Origin of the sequence: Solitalea koreensis (assembly GCF_900182575.1) — a bacterium.
GTDB lineage: Bacteria > Bacteroidota > Bacteroidia > Sphingobacteriales > Sphingobacteriaceae > Solitalea > Solitalea koreensis.
This window is the reverse complement of record NZ_FXSZ01000004.1, coordinates 223364-242227: the sequence shown is the minus strand read 5'-3', so window position 1 is coordinate 242227 and position 18864 is coordinate 223364. Positions and strand designations below refer to the sequence as shown.

The following is an 18864-nucleotide window of genomic DNA, read 5'->3' as shown; positions in this document are numbered from 1 at the left end:
GCAGACTATTTTACTTTATCATGGGAGCGCTTATAAGATTTATATTTGAAATTATAGTGATCATGTGGTTGATCCGCGTGTTGTTACGATTTGTTGCGCCATTTCTATTTACTTCAATAGCTCGTAAAGCCCAGCGACAAGCTGAAGAGTTTTATCAACAGCAACAACGACAATATCAATACCAACAAAATCAATATCAACATAGCCAACCAAAGGGTTCTATTCATGTCGACTATGTACCGCCGACTGCAACCGAAAAACGAAAACCTAAATTGGACAATGCCGGCGATTTTGTTGATTACGAAGAAGTGAACTAAATTTTGAGGCTTTAGGTTTTAAGGATCACTGTCAAAAAATCAATTTAATCATATAAAAAACCGAAACACTTAACCGGTAGCTCGCGACAGCATATCGGTATAATCTCATTTAATAATCTGTGTAATCATATAATATGCATTTCTACGATCTGGAATCGGAATTAAAGTTTGGCCACTATCAGGGTAAAACACTTGAAGAAGTAGTTAAGTTAAATCCTGACTATATTGAACAATGCGTTCGAAAAGAAAAAGACTTCTTTATTACCGCGCCGGTAATTGAAGATTTAATGAAACTGAATCCTGATCTTTCTATCTCTGAGGAAGCTATTGACATTCTTGAAACCAAACGACTCGAGTGGGTAAGAGCACTGGGGTTAGAAGAGGAAGAAGGAGAAGATGCTTATGCCTATTTTGATGAAGAAGCCTGGAAACAAGAATTCGGTATGCCGGATGATGATGATGAAACAAGCATGGAATCATTGGATTTAAATACCGAAGTTGATGAACAGGAACTAAATCCTGAACTGCAACGTGCAAACTTTGCTCCGGCACCTCCATCGTATGAAGAAGATGATCTATTCAGTGATCTGGATGACTTCCCATATGAAGGACCGACAGGCGAAGATGAAGAAGATGATTGGGATGACTAAACAATGATAATTTAAGCGCGATACCCTATTTGTATCGCGTTTTTTGTTTTAAGCAAAGAAAATTTTCCACTTTGCCAGATCTATAATATAAGCTTTTACAGTTAAGACATTTTTCTATATTTGGCTCACCTAAAAACTAAGAACCTTTAACAGAATGAACCAGTGGCTTAAGAAGAATTTACCGCACGTAGTTGCAGTCGCACTCTTTATTATTATTTGTTTCGTGTATTTCAGTCCGATTTTGCAAGGCAAGAAGTTGTTTCAAGGCGACGTGCAGAATGCATCCGCTGTGCAGACGGAAATTATGGCTTACAAGAAAATTGACGGGAAAGGCCCACTTTGGACCAACTCACAGTTCTCTGGCATGCCATCTTTCCAAATTTGGACGCAATACCCTGCAAACATCGCTTCGCACGTTATTAACGTATGGAACAATATTTTCCCTAATCCGGTGAATTTCGTTTTGTTATACTTATTAGGCGGGTACTTCTTGTTTTCCATGCTTCGTTTTAAACCTTGGCTTGCATTCATTGGCGCATTGGCCATTGCGTTTTCTTCTTATAACTTCGTAATTATCGAAGCAGGACATACAACCAAAGCTATTGCCATTGCTTTCTTTGCTCCTATTTTAGGAGGAATTATTATGGCTTTCAGAGGCAGGGCTTATCTCGGAGCGGCTATAACTGCTTTTTTCTTTGCCTTGGAGATTCGCGCGAATCACCCACAAATGACTTACTATTTAATGATTGCTGTACTTGTATTGGCAATTGTTGAATTTGTAAATGCTTTTAAAACTAAACAACTCAATAGTTTTATAAAACCTGCACTGGCGTTACTGGTAGCTGCAATTGTGGGCATCGGCGTTAACTTTAGTACCTTATGGGTTAACTATGAGTATGCTCAGGAATCAACTCGTGGTAAATCAGATTTAACGACCGGCCAAACCGGAAATGTTTCTAAAGGCTTAGCTAAAGAATATGCTTACCAATGGAGCGAAGGAATTGGAGAATCAATCACATTTCTTGTTCCCGATGCGTTTGGAGGTGCTAATGGAATTCCATTAACCAAGAAATCAAATGTTTATCAAGAACTACTTAAAAACAACGCTGGCCCACAACAAGCGGAACAGTTTGCTGATCAGATTGGCCGTATGGGACGTTATTGGGGAGACAAGCCTTTCACCTCCGGGCCATATTATTTCGGAGCAATCGTAGTATTCTTATTTATTTTAGGACTAAGCTTAGTTAAAGGACCACTAAAATGGTGGTTAGCAATTGCAACTGCGTTAAGCATTGTTCTTGCCTGGGGTAAAAATTTACAATGGTTCTCAGACCTTTTCTTCGACTATTTCCCAATGTACAGTAAGTTCCGTGCGGTTGAATCCATTTTGGTTATTGCCGGAATTGCCATCCCTTTACTAGCATTCGTCTTACTAAAGCAAATTTTCGATGGTGAAATTAAAAAAGAAGAAATTCTGAATAAATTAAAACACACTGTTTATGGCTTAGGCGGCTTCTTACTAATTTTCATTGCCGTTCCTAGTTTATTATTGTCATTTAAGTCGCCTAACGATTCTGCATTAGTTGATCAGTTAACCCAATTGGGAGGAGCAGACTTTAGTCATAAAATTATTCAGGCCTTAATAATGGACCGCATCTCAATCGCCAGAATCGATGCCATCCGTTCATTCATCTTTATCCTTTTATCTGCCGGAGTTATTTGGGCCTTTGTTACCGATAAAATCAAAGCACAATATGCTTATATCGCATTAGGCCTGTTTTTGATCGTTGATATGTGGGGCGTTGACAAACGCTATTTGAAAGATGAAAACTTTGTAAAGAAAAGCGAATTGGCTCAAAACCAACAGCCACGTGAAGTTGATCTTGATATCATGAAGGATAAAGATCCTTATTACCGTGTGTATGACATGACATCCGGAAATCCGTTTAGCAACCCAAGTGCTTCTATTTTTCACAAAAGCATTGGTGGATACCATGCCGCCAAACTTAAACGTTACCAGAATTTAATCGATAGTCAAATTGTACGTGGAAACATTGCTGTGTTAAGTATGTTGAACACCAAATACATCATCTCACCGGATAGTACCGGTCGTGGAGCTTTTGTGCAACAGAATCCGCATGCAATGGGTAATGCTTGGTTCGTTCCTGGAGTACAATTTGTACCTAATGCAAACGCTGAATTAGAAGCATTAACCAATTTTGACCCTAAAGATAAAATCATTGTTAATGAAGATTTCAAAAGCAAGATCAACATCATGGGAATCGATTCTGATCCGAAAGCAAGCATCAAATTAACCAACTATCATCCGGATCACTTAAGCTACGAATACAATTCAGCTGCATCACAACTTACCGTGTTCTCTGATATTTATTACAATAAAGGCTGGAATGCTTACGTTGATGGCAAACCTGCTGACTATTTCCGTGCAAACTACGTTTTACGTGCAATGCAATTACCAGCAGGTAAGCACATTGTTGAGTTCAAGTTTGAACCTAAGGCTTACTATACCGGAGAAAAAATTTCAATGGTATTCTCTATTTTACTAATTGGAGGATTAGCGGCTTTAGCCTGGTTTGAATACAAAAAGAAAAAAGAGCCGGACGCTCAGAAACTACAAAAAGTCTAATTTAAAAGACTGAGGGTTGAGACTTAAAGTTTATAACAAAAAACCTCCCGAAATTCTCGGGAGGTTTTTTGTTTTTAGATTAATTCGTTGTCTTTCCCCGTTGCAATCTAAACTTAATGTATCGGGCCGCAATTACAACATGTGAGGTAATGACGGAAACCGTTCCGTAATGCTTTTGCATCAAATCAAAACGTTCTTTCAAGGCCTGCTTCTGATTTTGCCATGATGCTCCGCCTGACAAATAGCGGGCAATGAAAATTTCAGTATTTATTATTGTTTTAGCATCTTTTAAACAGTTGATACACCAATCAATATCCGCAGCAATTTTATAATGAAGATCATAAGCTGGGGCTAAACTGCGGCGAACCACAAAAGATTGGTGACACACTAACATTCCGTAACGGAAGCTTTTCCAATTAAGTTGTTGAGGTGGTCGTAAACGGCGTGGACCAAGGCTGTTTCCTTCATCATCCACAATTAATGTATCACCATAATAAATATCCGCTTTAGGATCTTTTGCGAATATTTTTTCTACTGTATCATTTGCAAAAAACTGGTCACCGGCATTCATATACAGTATATAATCGCCGGTGGCAAGTTCGAGCCCTTTATTCATTGCATCGTAAATGCCCTTATCCTTTTCTGAAACCCAAAGCGCAATTTGAGCCTCCTGTTTTTTTATTAAATCAAGGGTATTATCAGTTGAAGCTCCATCCACAATAATGTACTCAATATTGGAGTACGTTTGAGATAGAACACTTTTCATTGTACGCGCTATAAGATCAGCTCCATTATAAACAATAGTAATTACCGAGAGAACAGGTAGATTTTCTGTCTTCTTTGAAGAAATGTGTTGAGTTCTATATCCGCCTTGCAAAGCTTATGGTTTAGTAAAATGCGATATGTATGTAAAAGTTGTAAAAGTAACTAATTTCTCGATTCTCTCTTTCAGGCCGGCGATCGTTGAGCAGCATTAATTTAATTACTTAGCTTTGCTCCATGAAAATTGTGCTAATTAATACAGCTGAACAAACCGGCGGTGCTGCCATTGCCTGTAAACGATTAATGCAGGCCTTGCGCAAATCAGGAGTGCATGCTACCATGATTGTCCGCGACAAAAGCACAGTTGATGAAAATATTGTATCCGTAAACAGATCTACCTTCATCTCCAAACTTAATTTTTTCAAATTTGCATGGGAACGTCTAACTATCTTTCTGAATAATTCGTTAAGCAAAAAACATCTTTTTGCTGTATCCATAGCCAATATCGGAATTGACCTCAGTAAAACAAAGGCAGTGAATGAAGCAGATGTTATTCACCTGCACTGGGTAAACCAAGGTTTTCTATCACTTAAAAACATCCAACAACTCATCAATACAGGAAAACCCATCGTTTGGACTATGCATGACATGTGGCCATTAACTGGTATTTGCCATCACTCATTGGGGTGTTTACATTTTCAGGAAAGCTGCGGTAATTGTCATTTTTTACAACATCCTACTCATAATGATTTATCCCATCGAATCTGGCTTAAAAAAAACACGTTGCTTAAACGCAATAACATCCATCCTGTTGCAGTAAGCAGCTGGCTGGCACAACAGGTCAGGCATTCATCATTATGGAGAGAGAAAGCGGTAAAAACCATCCCGAACGTTATCAACATCGACGCTTTTCAGCCACTTCCTAAAATTGAAACTCGACAGCAATTGGGCCTACCTGCTGGAAAAAAAATCATCCTCTTTTCTGCAGCTAAGATAAACGACCCTATCAAAGGCTTTCAATACTTAAAAGAAGCGTTAAGTATGCTAACTAAAGATGCAACTGTAAAAAACCAGCTTTTTTTGATGATAGTCGGGGAAATAAAAAATGACCCTGATTTTTTAAATGAAATTCCTTGTGACTATAAATATTTCGGCAGAATAAATGACCAACAACTGATGCCGCTGTTTTATGCAGCATCCAATGCCGTTGTTAGCACTTCTTTGTATGAAACATTCGGCCAAACGTTAATTGAGGCCATGAGTTGTGGCTCCATTCCCATTGCATTTAACAATAGTGGTCCAGTCGATATTATCGATCATAAAACAAATGGCTACCTGGCCAATTACTTAAACAGCGAAGATATTGCTAAAGGTATTCATTGGGCTTTATTTGAGTCCGATACTGTTCAAGTAGGCAACACCATGCGCGAAAAAGTGGCTAACGCTTATAGCGAAAGTGTTGTCGCTCACAAGTATATAGAGATATACGAATCGATACTTACCTCATCGATACAGGAACAGGAAGCTTTTTAGAGAATTAGTACTTTTGCGCAGGTTGCTAAAATTTAATTTAATTTCGCACCTCTTCTATAATTTTATTTTGATACATGCTAGAACAGGTCATCAACTCTATTGGGCGATTTTCGCAACAACTATTTGAATCGATTATATCCATAATTAAAGTTCTCCTCCGATCAAAATTTGGGTTGAAACTGCCGTTGTCCACTGCTTCTTCCTGCTACATTCTTGGAAATGGGCCTTCATTAAATCTCTCCATGGGAAAGCATCGTGATTTACTACAAAAATCTGAATTATTTGTAGTCAACAGTTTTGCTGTCTCTCCTTATTTCGTCGATTTGAAACCAGCAAATTATATTTTCCTTGATCAATATTTTACTGCATACGACGGAAAACAAACTCCAATAGAGGCCGTAAAAAAAACGTTCGAACATCTGGCAACTGATGTAAGCTGGCCAATAACCATTTTTATGCCTGCAAAATCGGCTCGTAATTCGTTCCATTTAGAACTTAAAAAGTCAAATCCGAATATTAACATTTGTTACTATAACTACGTTGTTGCTAAAGGATTTAAATGGGTTAAACACTGGCTTTTTAGCCATAATTTAGCGATGCCTCAATGTCAAAATATACTTAACGCCTGTATTTTCATTGCCATCAATCGGAAATTTAAAAATGTGTATTTATTAGGTGCAGATCATAGTTGGCATGAACAATTAATTGTAGACAACAGCAATGATATAGTAATAACAGATAAGCACTTCTATAATGAAAAAGGAAAAGAAATTGAAATGAAATCAAGAGCGCATGATCCGAAAGAGTACGGAATTCATAAATTTTTCGAATTGATTTCAAAAGCTTTTTACAGCTACCTTGTATTAAGAAGTTACGCTGATTCACAAGGAGTTAATATTTTTAACTCAAGTGAAAAAAGTTATATTGATGCATTCGAACGAAAATCAATTCCTAATGTATAATTTTGGGTCACGTATATATTAATTTAATGTTTGAATACCATAAATACTTATGATAAGATTTCGATTAGCCCAACCTACTGACCTCGACTTATACTTTAAATGGGCAAATGAAGAACATACACGACGTAACTCTTATTCTCCAGGTAAGATTCCTTATGCAACCCATGTAAGCTGGTTTAATTCAAAATTGCAGGACCCGAATACGATCTTTCTTGTTTTTGAATATGAAAAAAGTGGAATTCCTATTGGCCAGGTATTATTTGATCGTAAGGAAAACGAGAACTTTATCAGAATTTCAATTGATAAAGATTTCAGAGGACGCTTATTAGCCACTAGCATGGTTCAAGAAGCGTGCAATTACTATTTCGAGCAGTATCCTGCCGATACAATATCAGCTTATATCAAAAAAGATAACATGGCCTCTGTTAAAGCTTTTCAACATGCTGGTTTTGAACTTTTATCAGAACTTGAGTTTAAAGGGTTCCCTAGCTTTGTTTATACCAAAAAGAAGCAATAATCATTTCATTCTGTAGGCGAGCCATATTTTCATGGGAATCATCCAAAAACAAACCATTAAAGGAACTTTTTACTCTTACTTGGGAGTTATCGTTGGCTTTATAACCTCCGTTTATTTACGCCCCAGAGCATTAAGTGCCGAACAAAATGGAATCCTTGAATTATTGCTCTCTTATTCTGCTATTATAGTTCAACTGAGTAGCCTTGGTTTTCAAAGTGCATCAGTACGTTATTTTCCGTATTTCAGAAATCAAGATAAAAACAATCACGGTTTTTTATTTCTTTCAATTTTGGTTTCCAGTGCCGGCTTCATTCTTTGCAGCCTAATCATATGGATTGGAGGGCCTGAACTTTTGGGCGCTCATAATGCTGATTCAATTGTATTTGAGAAATACAGATTTGCATTAATGTTATTAAGTTTTGCATTGCTGTTTTTTGGTGTGTTTGACAATTACAATCGTGCCCTTTATGATACAGTAACCGGAACTGCACTTCGTGAGTTCTTCCAAAAGTTCTTTGTTGCAATTGCTACCGCCCTACTTATGTTCACGACCATGAATTTTGAAAAATTTATGGTCATCTGGCTGGCCGCTAATATCCTACCTACGCTAATAATTGGATTAAAATTAGCACGTGATGGCAATTTTACATTACAACCCGACTTCGAATTTCTTGACAAAGACATTGTTCGTTCCATGGCAGCAATCAGCTTTTTTGCTATACTTAGTGGCTTTACAACCATGATCATTCAATACATCGACAAAATCATGATCAGTAAAATGCTGGGATTAAGTCAAACCGGAATTTATGGGATTACCATTTTCTTCGGAACAGTGATAGCGATGCCCTCGAGAGTAATGTATAGAGTGGCGGGAACAATCATTGCAGATAAATGGAAAGAGAACGATCTGTCATCCATTAAATCCATTTATCGAAAAAGCTGTATCAATCAACTTTTACTGGGTCTTTTATTATTTGTAGGTATTTGGGCCAACATTGATAATGTTTTTTATCTTTTACCTAAAGAATATGAAGCAGGAAAATATGTAATCTTATTCGTGGGCTTGGGCAGCTTATTTGACATGGCTACGGGTGTAAATGGAGTGATTTTGGCAACCTCCAGGTACTTCAGGTTCGACACCTACTTTTTCATTGCATTGATTGTCGTTGTAATTGCTGCAAACTATCTCTTCATTCCACTTTTTGGTATTACAGGTGCTGCGTTAGCTGCTGCTTCGGCCACTCTATTTTTCAATCTGTTTCGTTTCCTGTTTGTTTGGATAAAATTTGGCATGCAGCCTTTTAACATCAAAAATCTTTATATCTTATTAATTGGCGTCGGCATTCTGTTTCTTATTAAATTGATGCCAGCCCTTCCTAACTTCTACTTCGATATTTTTGTGCGTTCTGCCTTCATTACAATTGCCTACATTGGACTAATTTGGTATTTCAACCTATCTCAAGAAATGAATGAGGTAATTGAGAAGAATGTGAAAAAGTATTTAGGATAGAAAAAACAGGGATACTACACTTCATCTCTCTTAATCATATAAAAAAGGCGGACTATACTATCCATTCCTTTGGGACCAATAATTGGTAATTGCATAAAATTTCTTGCCTGATTTATTGCATCTAAGTTCGGCTGCATCTTATTCTTTAATGAGATGGCCAGCGCAATAGCTGTTTTTAAAGCTGATGCTTTCACTCGAATGATGTATTGTCCAAATCTCGCCGGATGTAAATGAATAAATTCGTTTTCATCTGTCCCCCATCGCAATATCCATGCACTTTCATCCGACAGCGAAATAAGTTTATAGCCATTAATATTGCCTATAAATTGCAAATAAGAAGAACGATCAATCACCCCATGAGTCTTCAATATTTGTAGCACCTCTTTATCTTTCTCTGATACCGTAAGCAAACCGGTATAGATATCGAAAGCTAAATGCCCCAGCGTTAGCAATTCATCCTGCCAGTGAACCGAAGGAAATAACACAAATTGTTGAATATAGCCCAGATGATGTTTTAAAGAATTGAAACGAATATTATCTGCATTCATAACGTAAATTTATGAACTGGATTAAAACTACTCATTTACAATTACTTGAAAAGCACGGCCAATATTTCCCAATTCATTCTTAATTAATAAATTTTATTCTTATCTTTTATAAAGACATTTCTTTTCATTCAAGCACAATTTCATGCAATAAAATAGTAAATATTTGTAACCCAACCACTTACAACTTCGTACAAGAAGACTAAAACTAAAGCAATGGGATTAAAGATGAATGGATTAGTTAAGGCTACACTTTTATTTATTTTTTCAATTACAACAACCAGTACTTACTCCAACAATACAACAACCACCAAAACCCCGGATGCTCCGATAGCATCTCTTTCAAAAGTATTGGAAACTGAATTACTTTATACTCAAACAGGTTTAAGTCAACTGATCGATTATAAGGTACTTTTCAATGCAATGAATGGATTTAACAAAATAAATCCGAAGAAAAAGATTTTGGCAATTATCGATTTCAATAAACCTTCAAACGAAGAACGTTTATTTGTTATTGATGTGCAGAAAAAGCAATTATTATATCAAAGTCTTGTGGCTCATGGAAAAAATTCAGGAGAAAAGTTTGCTTCTCAATTTTCCAACAAGAATGGTTCTTTACAAAGCAGCCTTGGCTTTTATTTGGCAGGCGAAGTAATTAATAGCCCTAAGCACGGATATGCCATGATTTTAAATGGCCTGGAAGCCGGTATTAATGACAATGCCAGAGAACGTCAGATTATCGTTCATTCAGCCAATTATGTATCTCAACAGTTTATAAAGACTCATGGCATGCTTGGTCGAAGTTGGGGTTGCCCTGCATTGCCGCCTGAACTAAACAAGAAAATTATTGACACCATTAAAGATGGTGCGGTAATTTTTATTGCAGGTAATGATCCACACTACAATGACTACTCCAAATATTTGAGATCCTAATCTCACCTGCTATCAGGCCTTAAAGAATTGTCTTTGAGGCCTTTTTTTTGTAAATTAATTATCCTTGGTTATAGCTATTCATTTCTCTAATTGACTAATACAATTAAATTGAAGGATCATGGTTTTCCCCAAATCAATTTTAACGTTTGGTTCTTTTCTTTTTCTAATAGGTCTTCTCTTGAGCCCAGCCCAATCTCCAAGTAAACCCCTTATTTTTTCTGACAGTACTCATGCAAACCAAACCTTATATATTGACAGTAACTGGATTCAGAAAGAAGTAGCACAAAACGACTTTTTAAGGTTTTTTTCAGATTCAATAGTTAACTTTTATAAAAATCGAAATTTTAAGCATGCATGGTTTGACAGCACTGAATTGACTGAATCAGCCAAAAGCTTTATTAATGCATTACATAGTTATACAACTCTTAATTCTGGAAATAAGATGGTGATTTTCCCGGAATTAAAGATAATCTATTCACATTTAGAAACCTTTCCCGACAATGATCCATTACCTGACACTCTAAAAAGACAAATGGATTTATTACTTACAGGCAATTTTTATTACTTCATTAATTTCATTCATCATGGAGATAATGAACGAATGAAAGATATTAACTGGTTTATTCCTCTCCATAAAATATCAACAGATTCGGCGATTACTCATCTTTTAAAAAATGCTCCAAATTCCAAATTTGATTCGATAACACTAAATAATCAGTTTGATCTACTCTTAAATTCTTTAAGGAAATATTATGCAATTGAAAAAAAAAACAATTGGGACAGTATTGAGTTAAAAACAACGGTGCTTAAAGTGGGGAGCAAAAACGGTTCAGTACCTGAAATAAAAACACGGTTGTATTTATTTGGGGACTTAACTACAAATGATCGTTCAACTCTTTTTACCAAAGAGCTTAAGGAAGCTGTTGTAGAATTTCAAAAGAGCAATGGCCTCAAGGAGGATGGTGTAATTGGCCCTCAAGTTTTATCGCAATTAAACCGGCCCATTCATGACAGAGTATTGCAAATCCTGGTTAATCTTGAACGAAGTAAATGGATGCAAGCGAAACCAAACACTACTTTTATAATTGTAAATATTCCTGAATTCAAGATGCACGTATATGAAGGATCAACTCTTAGCTGGAGTTGTTCTGTAATTGTAGGTAAAGCAGGCACTAATACAATTTCGTTTACCAGTAATATGAAATATATTGTGTTCAGCCCTTATTGGAACATCCCTCAAAGTATAATAAAATCAGAAATAATCCCTGAAATGATAAAAAAGCCAAGTTATATCGCACATCATAACATGGAGATCAGAAGTGGAGAAAAAGTGATGAATCCTGCCAGTATTACCTGGAGTAAATATCAAGAATCCAGATTTCCATATTCAATTCGACAAAAACCCGGAGCGAAAAATGCCTTAGGGTATGTAAAATTTATCTTTCCCAATGAATATAATATCTATTTACATGACACTCCGGAGAAAGGCCTGTTCAATCAAACGAATCGAATGTTTAGTCATGGCTGCATCCGAATAGAGGAACCATTAAAACTAGCGCAATTTCTTCTAAAAGCCGATACTTCATGGACCGACGAAAAAATAAAAGAAACCATGTATAATGGAGAGGAAAAGGTTGTAATTCTAAAAAAAATGGTACCGGTATTTATAAATTACCTCACGGCCTGGGTAGATGAAAATAATCGATTAAATTTCAGAGCTGATATTTATGGCCACGATGCAAAGTTAGCCAAACAACTTTTTCTTCAGAGCGACGAAGACACATCCAAATAAAACAATCTTCAAAACTAAACACGACTTTAAGGACTAAAACATATTGATGAGTTTAAGAAAAGAAAAGCGTAAACACAAAAAAGCCGACTAATAACTAGCCGGCTTCTTATATTATTATAATCTGAATATTAAAGACTATTATTTTTTCTTAGCAGCAACCTGACGCTCATTTTCTCTCAAAATGATTTTGCGCAGACGCATACTTTGAGGGGTTACTTCAACATACTCATCAGCTTGAATATATTCCATAGCCTCTTCTAGTGAAAACTTAATTGCCGGAGCAATTCGAGTTGCATCATCTTTTGAAGTAGTACGGAAGTTGGTCAACTGCTTACCTTCAGTAATGTTTACAGTTAAATCTGAATCACGGCTGTGCTCACCTATAATCATACCCTCGTATACTTCTTCTCCCGGATCAACGAAAAACGTACCACGATCTTGCAATTTATCGATACGATAAGCAGTAGATGAACCTTTATCCATAGAAATCAATACGCCTGCTGAACGTTGAGAAATATCACCCTTCCAAGGCTCGTATGATTTGAAACGGTGCGCCATAATTGCTTCACCGGCAGTAGCCGTTAAAACGCTGTTACGCAAACCGATGATACCACGTGAAGGTATTTCAAACTCTAAGTGTTGTAAATCGCCTTTAGGTTCCATAATTAACAACTCGCCTTTACGCATAGTTGCCAATTCAATTACTTTACCTGCTGTTTCAGCTGGAACGTCAACGATCAACGTTTCAATTGGCTCACATTTAACACCATCAATTTCTTTAATGATTACCTGTGGCTGACCAACCTGCAGCTCGTAACCTTCACGACGCATGGTTTCAATCAATACCGATAAGTGAAGAATACCACGACCGAATACCAAGTATGCATCATTAGAAGCAGTAGGCTCAACCTTTAATGCAAGGTTTTTCTCCATTTCCTTCTCCAAACGCTCAATTAAGTGACGAGAGGTAACGAATTTACCTTCTTTACCAAAGAATGGAGAGTTGTTAATAGTAAACAACATGTTCATGGTAGGTTCATCGATATGCATTACCGGTAATGCTTCAGGATTTTCAAAATCAGCGATAGTATCACCTATATCAAAACCTTCAATACCAACAACAGCACAAATATCACCGGCTTTAACCGATTCAACTCTCACTTTACCTAAACCTTCAAAAGTATAAAGTTCCTTAACACGTGAACGCACTAGTTTACCATCCTTTTTCATTAATGTTACAGGTTGGTTTTCAGAGATGGTTCCACGTGCAATACGACCTACTGCAATACGACCTACGAATTTAGAGAAATCCAATGAGGTGATTTGCATCTGTAACGTACCTTCAGAAACAGGAGGAGCAGGAATGTGTTCAATAACTGCATCTAACAACGGAAGAATATCTTCTGTCTTTTTAGTGTAGTCAGTACTCATCCAACCTTGTTTTGACGACCCGTAAATAGCAGGGAAATCTAACTGATCTTCAGTAGCTTCAAGGTTAAAGAATAATTCAAATACATTTTCATGTACTTCATCAGGACGGCAGTTTTCTTTATCTACCTTATTAATAACCACAATCGGTTTCAAACCTAAAGCAAGCGCTTTTTGTGTCACGAAACGCGTTTGAGGCATTGGGCCTTCAAAAGCATCCACCAATAGCAATACACCATCAGCCATCTTCAACACACGCTCAACCTCGCCACCAAAGTCGGCGTGACCAGGAGTATCAATGATGTTAATTTTAGTTCCTTTATAGTTTACCGAAACGTTCTTAGAAACAATGGTAATACCACGTTCACGTTCAAGGTCGTTATTGTCAAGGATTAACTCGCCAGTTTCCTGGTTATCACGGAAAAGAGAGCAAGTGTGTAAAATCTTGTCAACCAAAGTAGTTTTACCGTGGTCAACGTGTGCGATAATCGCAATGTTTCTTATATTTTGCATGAAAATAGGGTATTCTAAAATCAGCCGCAAAGGTAGTGTTTTTTAATGACGGATTAAACTGATTATAAGATTATAAGGATTTTATTTCATGTGCAATGACAAATCCTTTGAAATTTATGACATTAAGCTACAATTGTTTATCCCCGTCGTTTCTAGTTTAGATTAAATCTCAATAACTTTGCAACATGAATTTTCAGGAAATTATAGTCGGAATTTTATTTTTAGCAGCGTTGCTTTATGTGGGAAGAATTCTCTACCGAACAGTAAGGCCTAAAAATAAGAAATGCGGGGCTAACTGTAAATGTGGTGTGGATTTTTCTGAAATTGAAAAGAAATAGATTTCCATACTATTCCCAGTGCCTATCTTCCCTTTTCCTTCTTACATTTGCGCATTACTTCTTGAATCATGATCGATCTAATATCGTCTACCCACAACCCTAAAATTAAAAATGTACTTAAACTTCAGGAAAAATCTTCTGAACGAAGAAACCAAAACCTGATCGTTTTTGAAGGAAACCGCGAATTAGGTTTAGCTATTAGTGCAGGATTTAAAATCCGAACCTTATTTGTTTGTCCTGAAATATGGGGAGATGAAAAAATAGAAGGAGTAGCTCAACGAGATATTTTTTACATCAGTAAAGATGTTTTCGACAAAATAGCATACCGCGAGGGTTCAGATGGCTTGGTGATAGTTGCTGAACCTAAATATTTATCGCTCGACACATTGGTATTAAATAAAACTCCTTTCCTTATCATTTTAGAAGCGGTAGAAAAACCCGGAAATCTAGGCGCAATTCTTCGTACCGCCGATGCCGCCCAAGTTGATGCCGTAATTGTTTGCGACCCTAAAACAGATATTTATAATCCCAATGCCATACGATCAAGCGTAGGCTGCGCATTTACTACGCAAATTGTTGCCTCAACCAGCGAAGAAGTATTGCATTGGTTGAAAACAAAAAATATTAAAAGTTATGCAGCTGCGCTCACAGCCAAGGAGTTTTATCACGAAACCGATCTTGCTTCTGCTTGCGCGATTGTAATGGGAACCGAAGCCACAGGTCTCAGCGAAAAATGGTTAAATGAAGCTGATCAACAAATCAAAATCCCGATGCGTGGTCAAATTGATTCGCTTAATGTCTCTACCTCTACAGCTATTTTAGCGTTTGAAGCGATGAGACAAAGAGGGTTTCATAATGACTAAATGAGAGAACGACTGAATGACCGAATGATGTATTCGAATATTCGACCCTTCTCTCATTCAGTCATCATATCATTATTTATTTATCAGCACAACGGCGTAAGCTACCACTCCTTCTTGTCTTCCAATAAATCCCATCGTTTCATTTGTTGTTGCTTTAATAGAAACATCTTCAACTTCAATCCCAATCGCTTCAGCAATATTTTTTTGCATGGCAGGTATATGTGGATTTATTTTGGGTGCTTCTAAACAGATCATTGCATCAATGTTACCAACTGTCCATCCTTTCTCTGTCAACATTTTAACGCATTCCTTGAGTAAAACAAGACTACTGATGCCTTTCCAACGCTCATCTTTATTAGAAAAATGAAATCCAATATCGCGAAGATTAGCCGCACCCAATAAGGCATCACAAATTGCATGCAATAACACATCTGCATCCGAATGGCCAAAAGCCCCCTTTTGAGCTTCCAAATGCACTCCTCCCATAAAAAAAGGATGTCCATCAACTAACTGATGGACATCAAAGCCAAAGCCTACTTTTATCTTCATTTCTATTATTTACCAGTTTTATCTTTTCCAAAATTAAATAAAACTGAGAACCTTACGGTTTTATCAAGTGGATTTTTAGTAGCTCCCGGTACTAAATAGGAGAAATCAAAATTAATGGAGTTGTATTGAATACCTGCTCCTAAGGTAAAATAACGCCTGTCCCCTTTTTGAGGATTTTCGTAAAAATACCCTGTGCGAAGGGCAATCAAATGATTAAACCAATATTCCAATCCCATTGCAATGCTCACCTCATTTAGCTCTTCTTTAAAACCGCCAGGAGCATCTGTAAACGATCCAAAAATAGCCGCGGGAACCGTTTTATCAGGATCCTTACCTGCAACTATATTCCCTTCACTATCATAAATTGGATTGGTAGGAACCAAAAGTTTATTGAAATCAAGTGCAATGGCCAGAGAGTTCTTCTCATCAAAATTAAATGTTGATGATCCTCCAATTTTCAAATTAGTCGGAATAAAATTCTTATGAACACCATATTGCATTTTGGTCCCAATATTAGAAATATTTACCCCCCAAGCCAAGTTGGCATCTGTATTCAAAAAAATAGTGTTTTTATTATAATAAACGGCAACATCTGCAGCGAAAGCATTTCCTGGGCTTATCTCATTTCCGTTAAAATTACCTGAACCAAGATTTGAGTGAATGTAACGAGCCGCCATTGCGATTGAAAACAGATTACTTAATTTTCGAATGTAAGCAGCGTCAATTGCATATTCACTAGGATTAATTTGCTGAAAAGGGTTCCCTGAATTATCAGTAAATGTAATATCTCCAAGTGAGAAGAAACGAAGCGAACCGGCGAGGGTCTGCTGATCATCAAAACGATGATAACCAGAAATATAGGCCAAGTTAATATCATTGACGCCCAGAGACCTTAACCATGGACTATAGTTTATACCTACCCCAGACCCATCTTTTGCAAAAGCATATTTAGCCGGATTCCAGTGCATTGAACTTACATCTGCAGTAGTTGCAGCACCAACATCTCCCATTGCTCCTGCTCGAGAATCAGGTGAAATTAGCAAAAAAGGAACTGCAGTTGTAATTGAATTACGAGCTTTACCATCCGGCTGAGTTCCTCCATCAATAGTTTGAGCATTTGCAACACTAATGAGCGAACAAAAAACACCCGTCCCGAAAAAAACTATTTGTTTTAATAATTTAACCATATCTTAATACTGGCCCATAGATTGCTGTGACTTAACCCACTTATAATCAACACACATAATTCGCAACTTTAATTATATATACCTGAAGTAAACATCATTAATTCAACCAAGAGCGTCCATGAAATAAGTTGCAATAAAAGTAAAATACTTTTGATAAAAGACTAAAATATAACTTTTACTATTACTGCAACCATTTTCAGCAAAAAACAGTATAATTGAATAAGAAAATTTATACTACCAATTTAAATCATAGATTTGAATCCTTTTAAATCAAAACCAATTTGCATAAGTGATGATGAAAAAATCTACTAAACTCCTGATACTGGCGTCGGTCCTAACGTTGCCAATAGCATTTACGGGTTGCAGTAAACTCAACAAAAGTAAATCTTCAACTACAGGATGGAATTACAACGACTCAAAAAACGGTGGTTTTCAAAAAGTGCCCTACAAAAATGACAAAATCGGGCCAGGCTTAGTTCCCATTGAAGGTGGTACTTTTGTAATGGGATCTATTGAACAAGATTTGGCCTATGAAAACAACAACTCTGAAAGAAGAGTAACTGTTACTTCGTTTTATATGGATGAAACTGAGGTAGCCAACATTGATTGGTTAGAGTATTTATACTGGTTGGGCCGCGTTTACAAAAATAACCCTCAGGTTTACCAGCAAGCTTTGCCAGACACATTGGTTTGGAGAAACCCTCTTGCGTATAATGAGCCTTATGTCGATAATTATTTACGCCACCCCGCTTTTCAAGACTACCCGGTTGTAGGTGTTAGTTGGGATCAGGCTCAAGCCTATTGCATTTGGAGAACAGATCGCGCAAATGAGCAGATTCTGATCAGTAAAGGAATTATGAAACCTAATACTAACCAGGCCGGTGCTGATAATTTCACCACTGATTCTTACTATGCTGGGCAGTATGAAGGTTTGGTTGGCAAAGGAGTGAAAAATCTGGATCCAGGAGCAGCTAATAAAACTCGTCCGGTGCGTATGTCTGATGGCATTATGCTCCCTGGCGAATATCGTTTACCTACGGAAGCAGAGTGGGAATATGCAGCTCTTTCTCTAAAAGGGAATGTTAAATACGAAAACATTCAAGAAAGAAAGATTTATCCTTGGAATGGCTTAACTCAACGTAGTGCACATGGAAAAACTCAGGGTTTATTTTTGGCTAACTTCAAACGTGGAAAAGGTGACAATAGTGGTGTTGCCGGCTATTTAAATGATGATGCTGACATTACTGCCCCTGTAAAAAGTTATTTGCCTAATGATTTTGGCTTATACAATATGGCCGGAAATGTGAACGAATGGGTGCAAGACGTTTATCGCCCTCTTTCATTCGAAGATGTTAGTGATTTAAATCCATTCCGTGGTAATGAATTTAAAATCAAGGCCAAAGAAAAAAATGGCAACTATGTTAAAAAAGACAGTTTAGGTCGCATTCCTCGTATTCCTGATACGGTAAAAATAACTGTTGATGGTAAACATATCGTTAAGAAGGATGATGTACGTGGTCAGGATGACCCAATGGAAATGTACGGATACCCAGCTACTTCATTGATTACAAATAAATCACGTGTTTACAAAGGTGGTTCTTGGAACGACCGTGCATACTGGTTAACACCTGGATCTCGTCGCTTTTTGGCTCAAGATTCAGCTTCAGCTGAAATCGGATTCCGTTGTGCAATGGGTCGTGTTGGCCCTCCTTCTATAGGTAAAACCAAAAACAAACCTTCTTTCAAATCTAAATAAGAAGAATTAATTTATAACAAAAAAGGCTTTCCTGCATTGGAAAGCCTTTTTTGTTTATATTT

At 37.0% G+C, this 18864-nt stretch carries 17 protein-coding genes; 12 read left to right on the top strand and 5 right to left on the bottom strand.

What is annotated here, in order from left to right; genetic code table 11:
* The first annotated feature begins 20 nt into the window (after positions 1-20).
* From FN756_RS08340 to FN756_RS08330, 3 genes are all read left to right on the top strand, one after another.
* Positions 21-317, top strand: a complete 297-nt coding sequence (locus tag FN756_RS08340) for a DUF4834 family protein (protein WP_142603212.1) — start codon at positions 21-23, stop codon at positions 315-317.
* A gap of 134 nt (positions 318-451) precedes the next feature.
* Entirely contained in the window at positions 452-967 is a 516-nt protein-coding gene (locus FN756_RS08335) for an exodeoxyribonuclease X C-terminal domain-containing protein (RefSeq protein ID WP_142603210.1), read from the top strand.
* A 154-nt stretch (positions 968-1121) separates the two neighbouring features.
* Positions 1122-3614 carry a YfhO family protein gene (locus FN756_RS08330; protein ID WP_142603208.1) on the top strand — a complete coding sequence of 831 codons (2493 nt, stop codon included), beginning with the start codon at positions 1122-1124 and terminating at the stop codon, positions 3612-3614.
* A 79-nt stretch (positions 3615-3693) separates the two neighbouring features.
* Here the strand turns inward: FN756_RS08330 and FN756_RS08325 are convergent, their stop codons facing one another.
* On the bottom strand, positions 3694-4491 hold the full coding sequence (locus tag FN756_RS08325) for a glycosyltransferase family 2 protein (protein ID WP_317131200.1): 798 nt from the start codon (positions 4489-4491) through the stop codon (positions 3694-3696).
* A 122-nt stretch (positions 4492-4613) separates the two neighbouring features.
* Between FN756_RS08325 and FN756_RS08320 the strand changes: the two genes are divergently transcribed.
* The 4 genes from FN756_RS08320 to FN756_RS08305 all read left to right on the top strand — a co-directional run bounded on the left by FN756_RS08320 (position 4614) and on the right by FN756_RS08305 (position 8898).
* A complete protein-coding gene (locus tag FN756_RS08320; RefSeq protein WP_142603206.1) occupies positions 4614-5909 on the top strand; it encodes a glycosyltransferase in 1296 nt (431 codons plus the stop codon).
* Between the two features lie 242 nt (positions 5910-6151).
* Entirely contained in the window at positions 6152-6871 is a 720-nt protein-coding gene (locus tag FN756_RS08315; protein WP_142603204.1) for a hypothetical protein, read from the top strand.
* 49 nt (positions 6872-6920) lie between these two features.
* Positions 6921-7388: a GNAT family N-acetyltransferase gene (locus FN756_RS08310; protein WP_142603203.1), complete on the top strand. Its 468-nt coding sequence runs from the start codon at positions 6921-6923 to the stop codon at positions 7386-7388.
* A gap of 31 nt (positions 7389-7419) precedes the next feature.
* Positions 7420-8898 (top strand): lipopolysaccharide biosynthesis protein, encoded by a 1479-nt coding sequence (locus tag FN756_RS08305; protein ID WP_142603201.1) that lies wholly within the window; start codon positions 7420-7422, stop codon positions 8896-8898.
* A 14-nt stretch (positions 8899-8912) separates the two neighbouring features.
* Here the strand turns inward: FN756_RS08305 and FN756_RS08300 are convergent, their stop codons facing one another.
* Positions 8913-9446, bottom strand: coding sequence for a hypothetical protein (locus FN756_RS08300; RefSeq protein ID WP_142603200.1), 534 nt, complete (start codon positions 9444-9446; stop codon positions 8913-8915).
* Positions 9447-9659: 213 nt separating this feature from the next.
* Between FN756_RS08300 and FN756_RS08295 the strand changes: the two genes are divergently transcribed.
* Positions 9660-10376: a murein L,D-transpeptidase catalytic domain family protein gene (locus FN756_RS08295; protein ID WP_246085450.1), complete on the top strand. Its 717-nt coding sequence runs from the start codon at positions 9660-9662 to the stop codon at positions 10374-10376.
* A gap of 178 nt (positions 10377-10554) precedes the next feature.
* A complete protein-coding gene (locus tag FN756_RS08290) occupies positions 10555-12168 on the top strand; it encodes a L,D-transpeptidase family protein (RefSeq protein ID WP_185955229.1) in 1614 nt (537 codons plus the stop codon).
* 138 nt (positions 12169-12306) lie between these two features.
* Here the strand turns inward: FN756_RS08290 and typA are convergent, their stop codons facing one another.
* Entirely contained in the window at positions 12307-14109 is a 1803-nt protein-coding gene (gene typA / locus FN756_RS08285; RefSeq protein ID WP_142603196.1) for a translational GTPase TypA, read from the bottom strand.
* A gap of 185 nt (positions 14110-14294) precedes the next feature.
* Here typA and FN756_RS08280 point away from each other — a divergent pair, with 185 nt between their 5' ends.
* Together FN756_RS08280 and FN756_RS08275 are read left to right on the top strand one after the other, a co-directional pair.
* A complete protein-coding gene (locus tag FN756_RS08280) occupies positions 14295-14447 on the top strand; it encodes a FeoB-associated Cys-rich membrane protein (RefSeq protein WP_142603194.1) in 153 nt (50 codons plus the stop codon).
* 68 nt (positions 14448-14515) lie between these two features.
* Complete coding sequence (locus FN756_RS08275; RefSeq protein ID WP_185955228.1) at positions 14516-15310, top strand: TrmH family RNA methyltransferase; 795 nt, start codon at positions 14516-14518, stop codon at positions 15308-15310.
* Between the two features lie 72 nt (positions 15311-15382).
* Here the strand turns inward: FN756_RS08275 and ispF are convergent, their stop codons facing one another.
* The gene (gene ispF / locus FN756_RS08270; RefSeq protein WP_142603192.1) at positions 15383-15859 is read right to left on the bottom strand and encodes a 2-C-methyl-D-erythritol 2,4-cyclodiphosphate synthase; all 477 of its coding nucleotides are present in this window, start codon (positions 15857-15859) and stop codon (positions 15383-15385) included.
* Between the two features lie 5 nt (positions 15860-15864).
* The gene (gene porV, locus FN756_RS08265; protein ID WP_142603191.1) at positions 15865-17046 is read right to left on the bottom strand and encodes a type IX secretion system outer membrane channel protein PorV; all 1182 of its coding nucleotides are present in this window, start codon (positions 17044-17046) and stop codon (positions 15865-15867) included.
* 295 nt (positions 17047-17341) lie between these two features.
* Between porV and FN756_RS08260 the strand changes: the two genes are divergently transcribed.
* On the top strand, positions 17342-18802 hold the full coding sequence (locus FN756_RS08260; RefSeq protein ID WP_142603430.1) for an SUMF1/EgtB/PvdO family nonheme iron enzyme: 1461 nt from the start codon (positions 17342-17344) through the stop codon (positions 18800-18802).
* Positions 18803-18864 lie beyond the last annotated feature (62 nt).